This window comes from Tsukamurella sp. 1534 (assembly GCF_000312385.1).
Classification (GTDB): Bacteria; Actinomycetota; Actinomycetes; order Mycobacteriales; family Mycobacteriaceae; genus Tsukamurella.
In genome coordinates this window covers 1,713,027-1,728,240 of sequence record NZ_HE997626.1, presented here as the reverse complement: position 1 = coordinate 1,728,240, position 15,214 = coordinate 1,713,027, and the positions used below count along the sequence as shown (strand labels likewise).

Below are 15,214 nucleotides of genomic sequence, written 5' to 3'. Positions count from 1 at the left end.
GCGCTCGCGCACATGGACGCCACCGAGGTCGCGTTCTTCGGCGACCCGCAGATGATGGCCCGGGGGATCCTGGTCAACGGGCGCGGCCAGCGGTTCATCGCGGAGGACACCTACGGCGGGCGCATCGGCCAGGCCTCCCTGATCCAGCAGGACAACACGGCCTACCTGGTGATGGACATGGCCGCGCACGAGGAGGCGCTCGCCACCGAGACCTCCACGCCCTACTTCCGACAGCCGCCCACCTGGGCCGCCGAGACCGTGGACGAGCTCGAATCGGATATGGGCCTGCCCGCCGGCAGCCTCGCGGCCACCGTGCAGATGTACAACCGGCACGCCGCGACCGGTACGGACCCCCTGCTGCACAAGAAGGAGCAGTGGGTGCGCCCGCTCACGGGCCCCGTCGCCGCGTGGGACATGCGCGGATTCACCGCGGGCTTCACCCTGGGCGGGTTGCGCACCGACGTCGAGTCACGGGTGCTGCACGTCGACGGTGCGCCCATCCCCGGCCTGTTCGCCGCCGGCCGGTGCACGTCGGGCGTCTGCGCCGGCGGGTACGCCAGCGGAACCAGCCTGGGAGACGGAAGCTTCTTCGGGCGCCGGGCCGGGGCGACCGCCGCAACCTGAACGCATCTCGATTTGCAGTCGCTGCGCAGCCGAACCCCCTCCGACGTCGACGGGGACGGACGCGGGCACAGGACCGCCGATTCACCATCGCGGAAAGAAGTCTCAGCGTCTGATCATCAGTGCCCCATCGTGATTCGCAACCTTCCCCGGATCGACCGAACGACACCGGAGACTGGGAGGATGGCGACATGATCGACCTTCCGCACCCGCACTCCGCACGCCGACACGGAGGCGCCCGCGCATGACGCACCGCGTCGACAGGTCCGCCGGACGGACTGGGCGCCCCGGGGGCTACGCTGCCCGCCTCGCGGCGCTGGCCGCCGCCGTCGCGGTGTGCGTCGTCGGCATCGTGGTCGCCGTGAGCATGGGCGGCGACACACCGGCCGAGCCCGCGTCGTCGGTCCCGTCGAGCACCGTCGTCCCGGCGCAGCCGAGGGCCGCGCTCCCGGAGGCCCCGGCCGCGACGGGCCCGTCGCCCGCACCCTCGAGCCCCACCCCCGCCACGGCGACGACGACCACCGGGGCCACGAGCACCGGAGCCACGAGCACCGAGGCCCCGACGCAGCAGGCGACGCCGACCGCGGCGAAGCCGGCACCGTCGACCTGCAAGCCGCAGCAGAAGTGGGTCTTCCGGCCCAGCACCGGGACCTACGAGCGGATCACCGTCCCCTGCTGACGGGCCGCCGGCCCCCGCTCCACGTTTGCCGGGCGATCGAACCCGAACCCTGGCGACTGAAACGTGTTCTAGTCTATGCTGCAGACATGGCATCCACCTGCCGCTCATCGCCGCAGGTAGGGCTAGAGAACTTGTTACATTAACGAGGAGAGTCGATGACGGCGGAAGCCACCGAGTACGACGTGATCGTGGTGGGAAGCGGAGCCGCGGGGATGGCCGCGGCGCTCAAGGCGGCCGACAGTGGGCTCAGCGTGCTCATGGTCGAGAAGGCGCCCCACTACGGCGGCTCGACCGCTCGCTCCGGCGGCGGCGTGTGGGTGCCCGGCAACGAATCGCTCGTCGAGGCGGGCATCAAGGACACCCCCGACGAGGCGCGTCAGTACCTGCACGCGATCGTGGGCGACGTGGTCCCGGCGGAGCGGATCGACACCTACATCGATCGCGGCCCCGAAGTGATCTCGATGCTGCACCGGATGAGCCCACTCGAACTGACATGGGTCCCCGGCTATTCGGACTACTACCCGGAGGCACCGGGCGGACGGGCGCACGGCCGCTCGTGCGAGCCCAAGCCGTTCGACGGCAAGCAGCTCGGCGACGAGCTGAAGAACCTGGAGCCGGATTACACCAAGGCCCCGATGAACCTGGTGGTCACCCAGGCCGATTTCAAGTGGCTGAACCTGATCATGCGCCACCCCAAGGGCGTCGCGCGCGCGCTGCGCGTGGGCGGCCGGTTCTACCTGGCGAAGGCCCGCGGCAAGCACCTCCTGGGGCGCGGTCAGGCGCTCATCGCCGCACTCCGCGTGGGCCTGCAGCGCGCCGGCGTCCCGGTGTGGCTGAACACCCCGCTCGTGTCCCTGCAGCAGAGCGGCGGGCGCGTCACCGGCATCACCGTGGAGCACGACGGAGCCCCCGTGGCGCTCACGGCCAGGCGGGGCGTGATCCTCGCCGCCGGCGGTTTCGAGTCCAGCGCCGAGATGCGCGCCCAGTACCAGCGCCAGCCGATCGGCACCGAGTGGACCAACGGCGTCCCTGCCAACACCGGCGACGCCATCCGCGCCGGCCAGGAGCTCGGCGCCGCCGTCGAGTTCATGGACGACGCGTGGTGGGGCCCGTCGATCCAGCTGCCGAAGATGGCGTGGTTCGCGCTCTCCGAGCGCTCCCTGCCCGGCAGCCTCATGGTGAACGCGCGGGGCGAGCGTTTCGTCAACGAGTCGGCGCCGTACGTGGAGGCGGTGCACGCCATGTACGGCGGCGAGAACGGCCAGGGCGAGGGGCCGGGCGAGAACATCCCGGCGTGGCTCGTGTTCGACCAGCGCTACCGTAACCGGTACATGTTCGCGGGCCAGCCCCCGCGGCAGCCGCTGCCCAAGCGCTGGCTCGAATCCGGCTGCCTGGTGCGGGCGAGCAGCCTGGCCGGACTCGCCGAGAAGATGGGCGTGCCCGCCGAATCCCTGACCGCCACCGTCGAGAAGTTCAACGGCTTCGCGCGCGCCGGACGGGACGACGACTTCCACCGCGGCGACAGCGCCTACGACCACTACTACGGCGATCCCCGGAACAAGCCGAATCCGAGTCTCGCCGAATTGCAGACGGGTCCGTTCTACGCTGCCCGTATGGTTCCCGGCGACCTCGGCACCAAGGGCGGGCTGCGCACCGACACGGCCGGCCGGGTCCAGCGCGAGGACGGTTCCGTGATCGACGGGCTGTACGCCTCGGGCAACACCAGCTCGCCCGTCATGGGCCACACCTACGCCGGCCCCGGCGCCACCATCGGCCCCGCCATGGTGTTCGCCTACCTCGCCGTGGAGGACATGGCGGCGGCCCCCGCCTCCTCCACCTCAGCCCCCGCCCGTGCGGAAGAGGAGATCTCATGAGCAACACCGAAACCGCGGCCCGCCTCATCGACAGCGGCACCGCACCCACCCGCTACGCCCGCGGCTGGCACTGCCTCGGCCTGGTGAAGGACTTCGCCGACGGGAAGCCCCACGCCGTGCAGGCGTTCGGCACCAAGCTCGTGGTGTTCGCCGGCGAGGACGGGAAGGTCAACGTTCTCGACGGGTACTGCCGGCACATGGGCGGCGACCTCACGCAGGGCACCGTCAAGGGCAACGAGGTGGCCTGCCCGTTCCACGACTGGCGCTGGGGCGGCGACGGCAAGTGCAAGGCCATCCCGTACGCCAAGCGGGTACCGATGCGGGCCCGGACCCGCACCTGGCCCACCATGATCGAGAACGATCAGCTGTTCATCTGGCACGACGTGGAGAACTCCAAGCCCGGTGAGGAGCTCGCGATCCCCAAGATCGACGGTGACGTCGACGGGCCGGAGTGGTCCAACTGGGTCTGGAACGAGATCATCATCGAGGGCAGCAACTGCCGCGAGATCGTCGACAACGTGGTCGACATGCCGCACTTCTTCTACATCCACTACGGCCTGCCCACGTACTTCAAGAACGTCTTCGACGGACACATCGCCTCGCAGTACTTGGATACCAAGGGGCGCAACGACGTCGCCGACATCGGGCTCTCGGGCGGCGACGACGTGCTGCTCAAGTCCGAGGCGCACTACTTCGGGCCGTCGTACATGATCAACTACCTGCACAACGACTACAAGGGCTTCCAGATCGAGAACGTCCTGATCAACTGCCACTACCCGATCGATCAGCACTCGTTCAAGCTGATGTACGGCGTGAAGGTCAAGAAGCTGCCCGGCTTCGACGACGAGAAGTCCGACTACCTGGCCGGCAAGTTCGCCAAGAACGTGGGCCTGGGTTTCCTTCAGGACGTGGAGATCTGGAAGAACAAGACCCGCATCGACAACCCGCTGCTGTGCGAGGAGGACGGCCCCGTCTACCAGCTGCGCCGGTGGTACGAGCAGTTCTACGTGGACGCCGCGGACGTGTCCGAGGACATGACCCAGCGCTTCGAGTTCGAGATCGACACCACCCACGCCGTCGAGGCCTGGGAGGCGGAGGTCGCCGAGAACATCGCCAAGCAGGACGCGCAGAAGGCGCAGAACGGCTCGGGGGCCTGAGCTCGATGACCAGCACGGTGACGATGTTCGGCGAGCCGGTGACCCGGCCCGACACGGTGGCCGATCGGGAGGGCTTCCTCACCGACGGCTACACCCCGCTGTCCTGCGGGACGTGCGGCGTCGACGTGCAGGTGCGCAAGAACAGTCGCGAGCAGACCTCGATCCAGTGGTGCGGCGCGGCCGCACGGTGCGAGGTGTTCGCCGCCGACGGCGGTGCCAGCGCGCTGCGCGCCACCTGCCCGCGGCTGATGGAGTCGATCGCCCGCGCCGCCAAGCTCGGCACCATCCCCCTGCCGGCGGAGTCCGCTACGGACACCGCCGAAACCGAGGAGAGACAGAAGAAGTGAGCATCCACCGCCTGCTCGTCGCCAAGGTGGTCGCGGAGACGCACGACGCGCACTCGATCGAGTTCGAGGTGCCCGCCGACAAGGCGGACCTGTTCGTCTACAAACCCGGCCAGTTCCTCACGCTGCGGGTCCCGAGCGACGAGACCGGGTCCGTGGCGCGGTGCTACTCGCTGTGCAGCGCGCCGCACGACGGCGGCCCGCTGCGCGTCGCGGTCAAGCGCACCGCCGACGGCTACGCCTCGAACTGGCTGTGCGACAACGCCACCCCTGGCATGGAGATCGACGTCCTGGTGCCCGCCGGCATCTTCACGCCGAAGTCGCTGGACACGGACATGCTGCTGTTCGCCGGCGGCAGCGGGATCACGCCGATCCTCTCCATCCTGCGCTCCGCCCTCGAGACCGGCAGCGGATCGGTGACGCTCATCTACGCCAATCGCGATGCACAATCGGTGATCTTCGCGTCGGCGCTCGCCGAACTGAGCCGCCGTTTTCCGGAGCGTCTCGTGGTGGTGCACTGGCTCGAGTCCCTGCAGGGCCTGCCGAGCGTCGCGAACCTCACCGCGCTGGCCGCACCGTACGCCGGTCGCGAGGTGTTCATCTGCGGCCCCGGGCCCTTCATGGACGCCGTCGCCGAGGCGATGGCGGCACTCGGCCGCGGGCGCCGCGAGATCCACATCGAGAAGTTCCGCTCCCTGCCGCGCAACCCCTTCGAGGTCGAACCGGCCAAGGAGGAGGCCGAGGAGAAGGCCGCGGTCGCGGAAGCCGAACAGGACGAGGAGCGAGCCGGCGATGCGCCGCCCGTGGAGCCCGTCGCCGACGACGGGGGCACCGTCACCGTCGAACTCGACGGGGCGACCCACGAGTTGGCCTGGCCCGCGCAGAAGAAGCTGCTCGACGTGATGCTCGAGGCCGGGATCGACGCGCCGTACTCGTGCCGCGAGGGCGCGTGCAGCGCGTGCGCCTGCCGCATCGTGGACGGGAACGTGGAACTGGCGCACAACGAGGTGCTCGATCCCGAGGACCTCGAAGACGGCATCATCCTGGCGTGCCAGTCGATGCGCCGCACTCAGTCCGTCCACATCACGTACGAGTAGGAGCCCCATGCCCATCGCCCCGTCCGTCGCCATCGGCGCCGACCTCGGGACCGCCGAGTTCTCCTGGACCACTTCCGACGTGCTGCTCTACCAGCTGGCGCTCGGGGCCGGTGCGGACCCGCTGTCGCAGCGGGAGCTGCGGTACGCCACCGAGAACGACACGGTGGTGCTGCCGAGCTTCGCCACCGTGGCGCAGAACTTCCACGCCACCGAGCCGCCGAAGGTGTCCTTCCCCGGCGTCGAGATCGACCTCGCCAAGGTGGTACACGGCAGCCAGTCCATCGTGGCGCACCGCCCGCTGCCGACGAGCGGAACGGCCGTGTCGCGCACCAGGATCGCGGACGTCCACGATAAAGGCAAGGCCGCGGTGATCTGGCAGGAGACCGAGGTCGTGGACGCCGACGGCGCCGCGCTGTGGACGGCCCGCTCCTCCATCTTCGCACGCGGCGAGGGCGGTTTCGGCGGCGAACGCGGACCGTCGGACCGGATCGCCCTCCCGGAACGCGACGCCGACGTCGTGGTCGACGTCCCGACTCTCGGGCAGCAGGCCCTGCTGTATCGGCTGTGCGGCGACCGGAACCCGCTGCACTCGGACCCCGCGTTCGCGAAGGCGGCGGGCTTCGACGCACCGATCCTGCACGGGCTGTGCACCTACGGCATAGTCGCGAAGGCGGTCACGGACGCGGTACTCGACGGGGACGCCACCGCCGTGGCCTCGTGGTCCACCAAGTTCGCCGGCATCATGCTGCCGGGTGAGACCCTGCGGGTGCGGATCTGGCGCGAGGGCGGGCGGTTCCTGGTGACCGCGGAATCCGTCGAGCGGTCCGCCCCGGTGCTCTCCGACGCGGTACTCACCGCACGGTAGGTGCAGAAACCGGGCTCGAACGCGGCCAGGGCGTGCGATATCCATCGTGGCCGCATTCGGGCCCGGTTTCCGAACGTCAGTCGGCGGCGGGGCGGGCAGTGGCCATCGCCCGGTCGACCTCCCAGAACGCGCGCAGCGCCACGATCTTCCCGGCATCGTCCACCTTGTAGGTGAACACGCCCTCCGCGTCGATGATGTGCCCGCCGATGGAGGTGCGGATCAGCCCCGTGAACGCCACCTCGTCGCCACAGGCGAAGCCGTCGTCGAAGAGGAACTCGAGGGACTCCGCCACGCCGATCGTCTTGTCGTAGAACGCCGCGATCTCCTCACGGCCGTGGTGCCCCTTGCCCTCCGGGTCGAAACCGGAGGGGCCGACCGGATCCTCCACCACTCCCTCGGGTGCGAACAGCCCCAGCCAGGTCTCCTTGTCGTGCGCGCTCGCCGCGGCCTGTGAGGCCCGTCCGGCGCGGACCGCGGGATGGTCGTCCTTCATCTCTGCCACCTTCCCGGTACGGGTCACGAGCACTTGGAGATCACGGAATCCGCGTACCGCCGTAGGTTGTCGATCTTAGGCTGCAAGGGCTCGGTGTCGGGGCCGATCTGGTACGGAAGGCGGAATCCGACGATCACGTCGGTGACCCCCTTGTCCTCCAGCCGCTTGATGCCGTCCACCGTGTACGCGTCGAGGGAGATCACATGGATCTCGAAGTTCGGATCGTCGCGCTCGCTGCGGAGTTCGTCGATCCGGGCGATCATCCGGTCGAGCTCGTCGGCGTCGCCGCCGGCGTGCATCCACCCGTCGCACAGGCGCACCGCGCGCCGCAGCGCCGGATCGGCGTGCCCGCCCACGAGGATCGGCAGCGGTTCCGACGGCACCGGGGAGATCTTGATCGAGGGGATGTCGTAGAACTCGCCGTGGTACTCGAAGTACTCGCCGGTGGAGAGGCCGCGGACGATCTCGATGCACTCGTCCATACGCTTACCGCGCCGCTCGAAGGGAACCCCCATGATCTCGAAGTCCTCGGGCCACGGGCTGATTCCGACGCCGAGCGAGAAGCGGTTGCCGCTGATCGCGGCGAGCGAGGCCGCCTGCTTGGCCACCAGCACCGGCGGCCGGATGGGCAGCTTGAGCACGAACGGAGTGAACCGCAGCGTGGTCGTCGCCGCGGCCAGGGTGGCCGCGAGCACGAACGTCTCCACGAACTCCTTGCCGTCGAGGAACTCGCGGCTCCCGTCCGGCGTGTACGGATACTTCGAGTCCGAGACCTCCGGATACGCGACGCTGTCGGCGACGCACATGCCGTGGTACCCGGCCTCCTCCGCCGCCTGCGCCAGCGGCACGTAGTACGACGGATCGGTCATCGCCTCGGCGTACGTGAATCGCATGGTCACCCTTTCATCGAACAGCTTGCGGGCCAGCACCCCACTTGCTAAAAATAGAACACGTTTCACCTATTTGTACGCGGTATCGAGATCAGGAGTGCATGTGGATTTCCACCCGGACGAGAACCAGGTGGCCGTAGCGGGCCTCGCTGCGGACGTGCTCGCACGCACTCAGGAGAGCGGCGACTGGCGCGCCGCCTGGGCGGACCTCGCCACAGCGGACCTGCTGGGCCTGCCCGTCCCCGAGGATCAGGGCGGCGCAGGCCTGGGCGCCGAGGAGGTGGCGGCCGTGCTCACCGAGGCCGGCCGGCTCGCCGTCACGGCTCCCCTGCTGTCGGCCCTGGCGCTCGGCGTCCTGCCGGTCGCCGCGCACGGCAGCGTCGCGCAACGCGAGGCCCTGCTCCCCGCCGCCCTGAACGGTGACGCGCTCCTCGTGGGCGCCCTCGACGAGCCGGGCGCCGCACTCCCCTCGGCGCCGACGACCCGCGCCGACCGGGACGGCGAGGGCTGGTCGCTCTCCGGCCGCAAGGTGGCCGTCGGGCACGCCCAGCACGCCGCGACGTTCCTCGTGAGCGCCTCCACCGACTCGGGCGCCGCCGTGTTCGTCGTCCCCGCGGACGCCGCAGGCGTCACGATCGCCGGGAACCCCACCGCCACCGGCGCACCCGAGGGCACCGTCGCCCTCGCCGGCGTGCGGCTCGGCCCGGACGCGCTCCTCGGAGGCGCGGCGGACGGCACGGTCGCCGCCGCGACGCAGCGGTACGGCCGGCTCGGGGCCGCCGCCCTCGCCGACGGTGCGCTCGCCGGCGCGTTGGCCCTCACCGTGGACCACCTGCGCAAGCGGGAACAGTTCGGCCGGCCCCTGGCGGCGTTCCAGGCCGTGGCGCAGCAGATAGCGGACGTGTACATCGCCTCCCGCACGCTGCACCTCGCCGCGACCAGCGCAGCCTGGCGCGTCGGCAGCGGATCCGCGGCCGACGAGGCCACCGCCCTCGCCGCCTACTGGCTGGCCACCGAAGCCCCTCGGGCCGTGCGCACGTGCCATCACCTGCACGGCGGCATCGGTGTGGACGCCACCTACCCGCTGCACCGCTTCTACTCGCTGCTCAAGGATCTCGCACGGTTCGTGGGCGGCGCGCCGCAGGCCGAGCGCGCGCTCGCGGGAGCCGACCGGGACGACACCGTCGCGAGCGGCGGATCCGGAGCCGTCGCGGGCGGCGACGCGGGCCGGTTCATCGCGCTCACGGACGCGCAGCGCTCCCTGCGGGCCGAGCTGCGCGACTACTTCTCCGCACTGATGACGCCGGAGGAACGCACCGCGATGCTCACGCAGCGCCACGGCGACGACTTCCGGAACGTGGTGCGCCGCATGGGCACCGACGGGCGGCTCGGCGTCGGCTGGCCGAAGGAGTTCGGCGGCCACGGATTCGGCCCGATCGAGCAGTACCTGTTCGTCAACGAGGCCTCCCGCGCCGACGTCCAGCTTCCCTCCGTCACCCTGCAGACCGTGGGGCCCACGCTGCAGGCCTTCGGCACCGAGGAGCAGAAGGCGAAGTTCCTCCCCAAGATCCTCTCGGGCGAGGTGCATTTCGCGATCGGGTACACCGAACCCGAGGCGGGCACCGATCTCGCCTCGCTGCGCACCACCGCCGTCCGCGACGGCGATCACTACGTGGTGAACGGCCAGAAGATCTTCACCACCGGCGGTCACGACGCCGACTACGTGTGGATGGCCGTCCGCACCGATCCCGACGCGCCGAAGCACAAAGGCATCTCGATCCTCATCCTCGACACCTCGGACCCCGGGTACAGCTGGACGCCGATCATCACGGCCGACGGCGCGCACCACGTGAACGCCACCTACTACAACGACGTCCGTGTTCCGGTGGACATGCTGGTGGGCACGGAGAACCAGGGCTGGAAGCTGATCACCACCCAGCTCAATCACGAGCGGGTCATGCTCGGCCCGTCGGGCCGGATCGGCGCCGTCCACGACCGCGTGGCCGACTGGGCCGGGGCCCACGGGCTCCTCGACGACCCCGACGTCGCCGCCGCGCTCACCCGCGTGCGCGCCGACGAGCTCGTCAACGAGCTGCTCAACTGGCAGGTGGCGGCGGCCGAGGCCGGCGGACCCGTGGACGTGGCCGACGCCTCGGCGACCAAGGTGTTCGGCTCGGACCGCATCCAGGGCCTGACCGCGCTGCTCGAGGAGGTGGTGGGTACCCACGGCGATCCGGCGGAGGAGTCCACCGCCGAGCTGTTGCACTGGCTGGACGTCCAGGCGAAGCGGAACCTGGTACTCACCTTCGGAGGCGGAGTGAACGAGATCCAACGCGAGCTCATCGCGCTCATGGGCCTGCAGCTGCCGCGGGTGCCCCGGTGACGGCCCCGGAGACGGCGGACACGGCCGCGCAGGTACTCGCCGCCGCGGAACGGATCCGCGCGCTGGGCGATTCCGCGCCCCGCCCGGGCCGCGATCCCGTGAACCGGCCGATGATCAACAACTGGACCGAGGCGCTCGGCGACACCAATCCGCTGTACTCGGACCCGGCGTTCGCCGCGGCCTCCCGGTTCGGCGGCGCCGTCGCGCCTCCCGCCATGGCGCAGGTCTGGTCCATGAACGGCCTGCACGGCACCCGGGCGGACGACGACCCCCTCGGGCTGATGACCGCGGCCCTGGACGACGCCGGATACACCTCGGTGGTCGCCACCAACTCGGAGCAGACCTACCACCGCCACCTCCGCGTCGGCGAGGAGATCACCACCTCCTCGCACCTCGAGGACGTGGTGGGCCCCAAGAAGACCGGGCTCGGCGAGGGCTGGTTCTTCACCACCCGCACCCTGTGGCGCGTGGGCGACGAAGTCGTGGCCGAGATGGTCTTCCGGCTGCTCAAGTTCAGGCCGCCTGCGGAGGACGCCGACGTGGCGCGGGAGATTCCGGAGGCCGGGCCGAGCGGCCGGATCGTGGACGCCTCGGGCTACGCGGGCGGCGTACTGCGCCCGGTGGTCTCGCGCGATACGGCCTTCTACTGGGAGGGCGCCAAGGCCGGCGAGCTGCGGATCCAGCGGTGGGGCGAGACGCTCCGGCACCCGCCCGGCCCGATGGACCCCGGCGGCGACCTCGCCGCCGTCCCCGACTACGTGGTCTCCCCCGGCACCGGCACGGTGTTCAGCTTCGTCGTGCACCACCACCCGAAGGTCCCGGGAAAGCGCCTGCCCTTCGTGGTGACGCTCGTGGAACTCGACGAAGGCGTGCGCGTGCTCGGCGAGCTCATCGACGTGGACCCCGCGGACGTGACCATCGGCATGCCCGTCCGCGCCGTCTTCCTCCGCGTCGACGACGACCTGACCCTGCCCGCCTGGGAGGTGGCATGAGTAGCCCCACGACACTGCGCGCGTCCGAGGTCGCCGTCGGAACCACGCTGACGCCCATGACGATCCACGCGACCCCGACGTTCGTGACGAGCACGGCGATCGCCACCCGCGACTTCCAGGACGTGCACCACGACCGCGATGCGGCGCACGCCCGGGGCAGCAAGGACATCTTCGTCAACATCCTCACCGACAACGGCCTGGTCCAGCGGTACGTCACCGACTGGGCGGGCCCGGAGGCCTTCGTGCGGAACATCTCCATCCGGCTCGGCGTGCCCTGCTACGCCTACGACACCCTCGAGTTCGCCGGCACCGTGACGGCGGTCGAGGGCGACCTCGTGACCGTGGCCGTCACGGCGAAGGACAGCCTCGGCGACCACATCACGGGCACCGCGACAGTGGAGTTGCCGGCATGAGCGGGCTCGGCGGCAGGGCCGCGATCGCGGGGATCGGCGCCACCGAGTTCTCGAAGGACTCCGGGCGCAGTGAGCTCCGGCTCGCCGTCGAGTGCATCCGCGCGGCGCTCGACGACGCGGGTCTCGCCCCGTCGGACGTGGACGGGCTGGTGACCTTCACCATGGATACCAACTCCGAGATCGCCGTCGCCCGCGAGCTGCGGGTCCCGGAACTGAAGTTCTTCAGCCGCATCAACTTCGGCGGCGGCGCGGCCGCGGCCACGGTGCAGCAGGCGGCGATGGCGGTGGCCACCGGCGTGGCCGACGTCGTGGTGGCGTACCGCGCCTTCAACGAGCGCTCCGGACACCGCTTCGGCCAGGTCTCCAACGCGGCCGCGCAACAGGTGAACACGAACGGCATCGACAACGCGTTCCACTACCCCGCCGGGATCGCCACGCCCGCAGCCACAGTCGCGATGGCGGCGCGCCGCTACATGCACGACTTCGGCGCCACCAGCGAGGACTTCGGCAGGGTCGCGGTCCTCGACCGCGCCCGCGCCGCGACCAACCCGAAGGCCTGGTTCCACGGGAAACCGATCACCCTCGCGGACCATCAGGCGTCCAAGTACGTCGCCGAACCGCTGCACCTCCTGGACTGCTGCCAGGAATCGGACGGCGGTGTGGCCCTGGTGATCACGAGCACCGAGCGCGCCCGCGACCTGCGCCGGACTCCGGCCGTGATCTCCGCCGCCGCCCAGGGCAGCGGACCCGACCAGTACGTGATGACCAGCTACTACCGCGACGGCCTCACCGGCCTGCCCGAGATGGGCGTCGTGGGCGGCCAACTGTGGTCGCAGTCGGGGATGGCACCGTCGGACATGGATCTCGCGGTGCTCTACGACCACTTCACCCCGTACGTTCTCATGCAGCTCGAGGAGCTCGGCTTCTGCGCGCGGGGCGAGGCACCGTCGTTCCTGGCGTCCGGCGCCTGCGAACCGGACGGCGACCTGCCGCTCAACACCCACGGCGGGCAACTGGGCGAGGCCTACATCCACGGCATGAACGGCATCGCCGAGGCGGTGCGGCAGCTGCGGGGCACCGCGGCGAACCAGGTGGCGGGCGCCTCCCGCGCGGTGGTGACCGCGGGCACGGGGGTTCCGACCAGCGGTTTGGTGCTGAGTAGAGTCTGATCCCATGACTGACGCCGATCCGGACAAGGTGGACCTTCGCAGCGAAATCCCGCGGTTCAAGGAGGCCACTCCGCCGCCCGAGTTCGGCGACTTCGTGGAGAACATGCGCCGGCTGCAGGACCTCGCTGTGAGCATCGACGCGCCCGACGAGGTGTACGCGGAGGCGAAGGCGCGCACCGCGGAACTGATCGACCTCCTTGCGCCGCACGAGGCCCGCGAGGGCAAGGGGCCCGCGAACCGCTCCATGCAGCTGCCCGGCCGCGGCAGCCTGCTGATGCCGCCGTGGAAGGTGGAGAAGTTCGACGAGGAGTCGGTGGTCGCGCGCGGGATCCTGCGCCGCTACCACCTGGGCGGCGGCGGCGTGGCCCACGGAGGCGTACTGCCGCTCATCTTCGACGACAACTTCGGCATGGTGGTGTACGCCGCGAAGCGCCCGATCAGCCGCACCGCGTACCTGCATGTGAACTACCGCAAGGTGACTCCGCTGAACGTGCCGCTTGTCATCGAGGGCAGGGTGGACCGGGTGGACGGCCGCAAGACGTTCATCACCTCACGACTGACCGAGGAGGACGGCACGCTGCTCGCCGACGGCGAGGGCCTGATGCTGCAGTTGCTCCCCGGCCAGCCCTGACCGGGCCGGGTCGGAGCCCGCGGGCCCCGACCCGTGTGCGCCTACTTGCCGCCGAGCGCGGCGTCGATCCCGCGCACGTCGGTGATGACCCAGTTCTGGTTGCTGTCGATCGTCAGCGAGTAGGTGGCGGTCGACGGTATGCCCTGGGGCCGCTGCGTGCTCTTGGTGATGACGTTGACGAACACGTTGACCACGATGACGCCGTCCTTGTTGGACGTGACCACGCTGCCCAGCGGCGTGGCGGTGGACTGCCACTGGAGCGGGACGTAGAGCTGCTCGAGATCGTTGGACGCCGTCTGCAGCGTGTTCGCCAGCTGCGGCGTGGTGTTCGCGGCGAGGGCCGTGCGCCACGGCCCCAGGTTCTGGTAGTCGACCGTGGCAGCGCCGACGGCGTACTTCGTCGCGACGTCCTGCGCCCGCTTGTCCTGCTCCTGCGTCTCGGTGGCCGTCGCCAGCTGGGCCTGCGCGTCGTCGGCATCGGATTTGGCGGACAGCCAGAGGAATCCGAACGACGTGGCCAGCACCGCGAGCACCACCACGATCGCCGCGAGGCCGAGAGCCAGCGGGGACACCGTGATGCCGGCGGCCTTCGCCTCGGTCTTGGGCACGGCCTTCTCCGCGGCGGGCTTCGTCTTCGGCGCCGCCGCGGCTGCGGCCACCGGCTTCGTGGCGCCGTCCGATGTGGCCTCCGCCCGCTCCTCGGGCTGCGCCGAATCGTCCTTCGCAGCGGACTCCTCGGCCTCGCCGACCTTCTCCGACGCGCCGTCCGCGCCCGACTTCGTTGCACTCATGCCGGTTCCCCTTCCCCGCGCGGACACCGGAAAACCCCAGGCAGGACATGTCTCCGACGCGGTATGTCGGGCAAAACTGTAACACGTTCCACTTTTGCGCGGGGATGTTCACCGCGGAGGACCGGGCCGAACGCTACCCGGCGCGGAACTGCTGCGCGGCGGGATCGTCGAAGACCGCCGTCGACTGCGCGGCCACGATCCGCCACGCCCCGTCGTCCTTGGAGAGAACGTACAGCGGGGCCGACTCGGGAAGCCCGGGCAGGGGCGCACCGTCGGGCCCGAGGGGCCGCACCCGCACGCTGACCGCCGCGACATCGGGGCGGACGAACAGGATGCGCTCGACGGAGTAGTCGGCGGCGCCCCGCGCCATCGCCCCGCGGACGGTGCGGGCCAGGAAGGCGTCGATCGCGGCGCGGCCGTGCAGGCGGCGGCCGTGCGCAGTGGTCCACACGGCGTCGTCGCGGAAGAGGGACCGCACCCGCGGGACACTGCCCGCCCGCTGCGCCTCGAGCACCTCGACCACGAACTCCTCGATCGCCGTGGCATCGGCGGAGCCGCCGGCGCCGAGGATCTCCGGACTGTCGTGGAACCTGTCGTCAGCCATGCGTCCAGGCTCGCGTATCAACCCCGGTTGAGGTCAAGGGCTGGACTCAGCGCGATTGGATCACCCGGCGACCGCCCCTGCGGTAGTAGAGCTCGTTGACCAGGCGCAACGCCAGGAGGAGGGCGACGAGGACGAACAGGAAGGTCATGATCCGCACGCTAGGAGCGCGCCCGCTCGGAGAGAACCCCGCTTGACGCCGTCCTGACACGAC

Annotated in this window: 16 protein-coding genes and 1 pseudogene; 13 read left to right on the top strand and 4 right to left on the bottom strand. The window is 70.5% G+C overall.

Features of this window, described 5'->3' with window-relative positions:
• From BN39_RS08405 to BN39_RS08375, 7 genes are all read left to right on the top strand, one after another.
• A partial coding sequence (locus BN39_RS08405; protein WP_040767051.1) for an FAD-binding protein occupies positions 1 to 624 on the top strand: 624 nt, incomplete at its 5' end.
• 241 nt (positions 625 to 865) lie between these two features.
• On the top strand, positions 866 to 1,300 hold the full coding sequence (locus BN39_RS23175) for a hypothetical protein (protein WP_148281445.1): 435 nt from the start codon (positions 866 to 868) through the stop codon (positions 1,298 to 1,300).
• 155 nt (positions 1,301 to 1,455) lie between these two features.
• A complete protein-coding gene (gene kstD / locus BN39_RS08395) occupies positions 1,456 to 3,174 on the top strand; it encodes a 3-oxosteroid 1-dehydrogenase (protein WP_019201939.1) in 1,719 nt (572 codons plus the stop codon).
• Entirely contained in the window at positions 3,171 to 4,331 is a 1,161-nt protein-coding gene (locus BN39_RS08390) for a Rieske 2Fe-2S domain-containing protein (protein ID WP_019201938.1), read from the top strand. Before kstD ends, BN39_RS08390 begins: the two co-directional genes overlap by 4 nt.
• Positions 4,332 to 4,336: 5 nt before the next feature.
• Positions 4,337 to 4,678: a hypothetical protein gene (locus BN39_RS08385; protein WP_019201937.1), complete on the top strand. Its 342-nt coding sequence runs from the start codon at positions 4,337 to 4,339 to the stop codon at positions 4,676 to 4,678.
• Complete coding sequence (locus BN39_RS08380) at positions 4,675 to 5,772, top strand: ferredoxin--NADP reductase (protein ID WP_019201936.1); 1,098 nt, start codon at positions 4,675 to 4,677, stop codon at positions 5,770 to 5,772. Before BN39_RS08385 ends, BN39_RS08380 begins: the two co-directional genes overlap by 4 nt.
• Positions 5,773 to 5,779: 7 nt before the next feature.
• Positions 5,780 to 6,637 (top strand): MaoC/PaaZ C-terminal domain-containing protein, encoded by an 858-nt coding sequence (locus BN39_RS08375; protein WP_019201935.1) that lies wholly within the window; start codon positions 5,780 to 5,782, stop codon positions 6,635 to 6,637.
• A 76-nt stretch (positions 6,638 to 6,713) separates the two neighbouring features.
• Here the strand turns inward: BN39_RS08375 and BN39_RS08370 are convergent, their stop codons facing one another.
• Together BN39_RS08370 and BN39_RS08365 are read right to left on the bottom strand one after the other, a co-directional pair.
• Positions 6,714 to 7,130 carry a nuclear transport factor 2 family protein gene (locus BN39_RS08370; protein ID WP_040767042.1) on the bottom strand — a complete coding sequence of 139 codons (417 nt, stop codon included), beginning with the start codon at positions 7,128 to 7,130 and terminating at the stop codon, positions 6,714 to 6,716.
• Positions 7,131 to 7,153: 23 nt separating this feature from the next.
• Positions 7,154 to 8,023 carry a TIGR03619 family F420-dependent LLM class oxidoreductase gene (locus BN39_RS08365; protein ID WP_040767038.1) on the bottom strand — a complete coding sequence of 290 codons (870 nt, stop codon included), beginning with the start codon at positions 8,021 to 8,023 and terminating at the stop codon, positions 7,154 to 7,156.
• On the opposite strand from BN39_RS08365, the pseudogene BN39_RS24060 reads away from it, so the two are divergent.
• From BN39_RS24060 to BN39_RS08340, 6 genes and pseudogenes are all read left to right on the top strand, one after another.
• Positions 8,022 to 9,119 (top strand): annotated as a pseudogene (locus BN39_RS24060) (acyl-CoA dehydrogenase family protein); the annotation flags it as partial. The gene BN39_RS08365 and the pseudogene BN39_RS24060 sit on opposite strands and share 2 nt — an antisense overlap.
• A gap of 135 nt (positions 9,120 to 9,254) precedes the next feature.
• A complete protein-coding gene (locus BN39_RS24055) occupies positions 9,255 to 10,403 on the top strand; it encodes an acyl-CoA dehydrogenase family protein (protein ID WP_371190628.1) in 1,149 nt (382 codons plus the stop codon).
• Entirely contained in the window at positions 10,400 to 11,395 is a 996-nt protein-coding gene (locus BN39_RS08355; protein WP_019201931.1) for a bifunctional MaoC family dehydratase N-terminal/OB-fold nucleic acid binding domain-containing protein, read from the top strand. The genes BN39_RS24055 and BN39_RS08355 overlap by 4 nt, the downstream gene beginning before the upstream one ends.
• Positions 11,392 to 11,808, top strand: a complete 417-nt coding sequence (locus tag BN39_RS08350; RefSeq protein ID WP_019201930.1) for a MaoC family dehydratase — start codon at positions 11,392 to 11,394, stop codon at positions 11,806 to 11,808. The genes BN39_RS08355 and BN39_RS08350 overlap by 4 nt, the downstream gene beginning before the upstream one ends.
• Positions 11,805 to 12,977 carry a lipid-transfer protein gene (locus BN39_RS08345; protein WP_019201929.1) on the top strand — a complete coding sequence of 391 codons (1,173 nt, stop codon included), beginning with the start codon at positions 11,805 to 11,807 and terminating at the stop codon, positions 12,975 to 12,977. Before BN39_RS08350 ends, BN39_RS08345 begins: the two co-directional genes overlap by 4 nt.
• 4 nt (positions 12,978 to 12,981) lie before the next feature.
• Positions 12,982 to 13,608, top strand: a complete 627-nt coding sequence (locus tag BN39_RS08340; RefSeq protein ID WP_019201928.1) for a PaaI family thioesterase — start codon at positions 12,982 to 12,984, stop codon at positions 13,606 to 13,608.
• A 41-nt stretch (positions 13,609 to 13,649) separates the two neighbouring features.
• Here the strand turns inward: BN39_RS08340 and BN39_RS08335 are convergent, their stop codons facing one another.
• Positions 13,650 to 14,399 (bottom strand): hypothetical protein, encoded by a 750-nt coding sequence (locus tag BN39_RS08335; RefSeq protein WP_019201927.1) that lies wholly within the window; start codon positions 14,397 to 14,399, stop codon positions 13,650 to 13,652.
• 133 nt (positions 14,400 to 14,532) lie between these two features.
• Complete coding sequence (locus tag BN39_RS08330) at positions 14,533 to 15,003, bottom strand: SgcJ/EcaC family oxidoreductase (protein WP_019201926.1); 471 nt, start codon at positions 15,001 to 15,003, stop codon at positions 14,533 to 14,535.
• Positions 15,004 to 15,214: the final 211 nt, after the last annotated feature.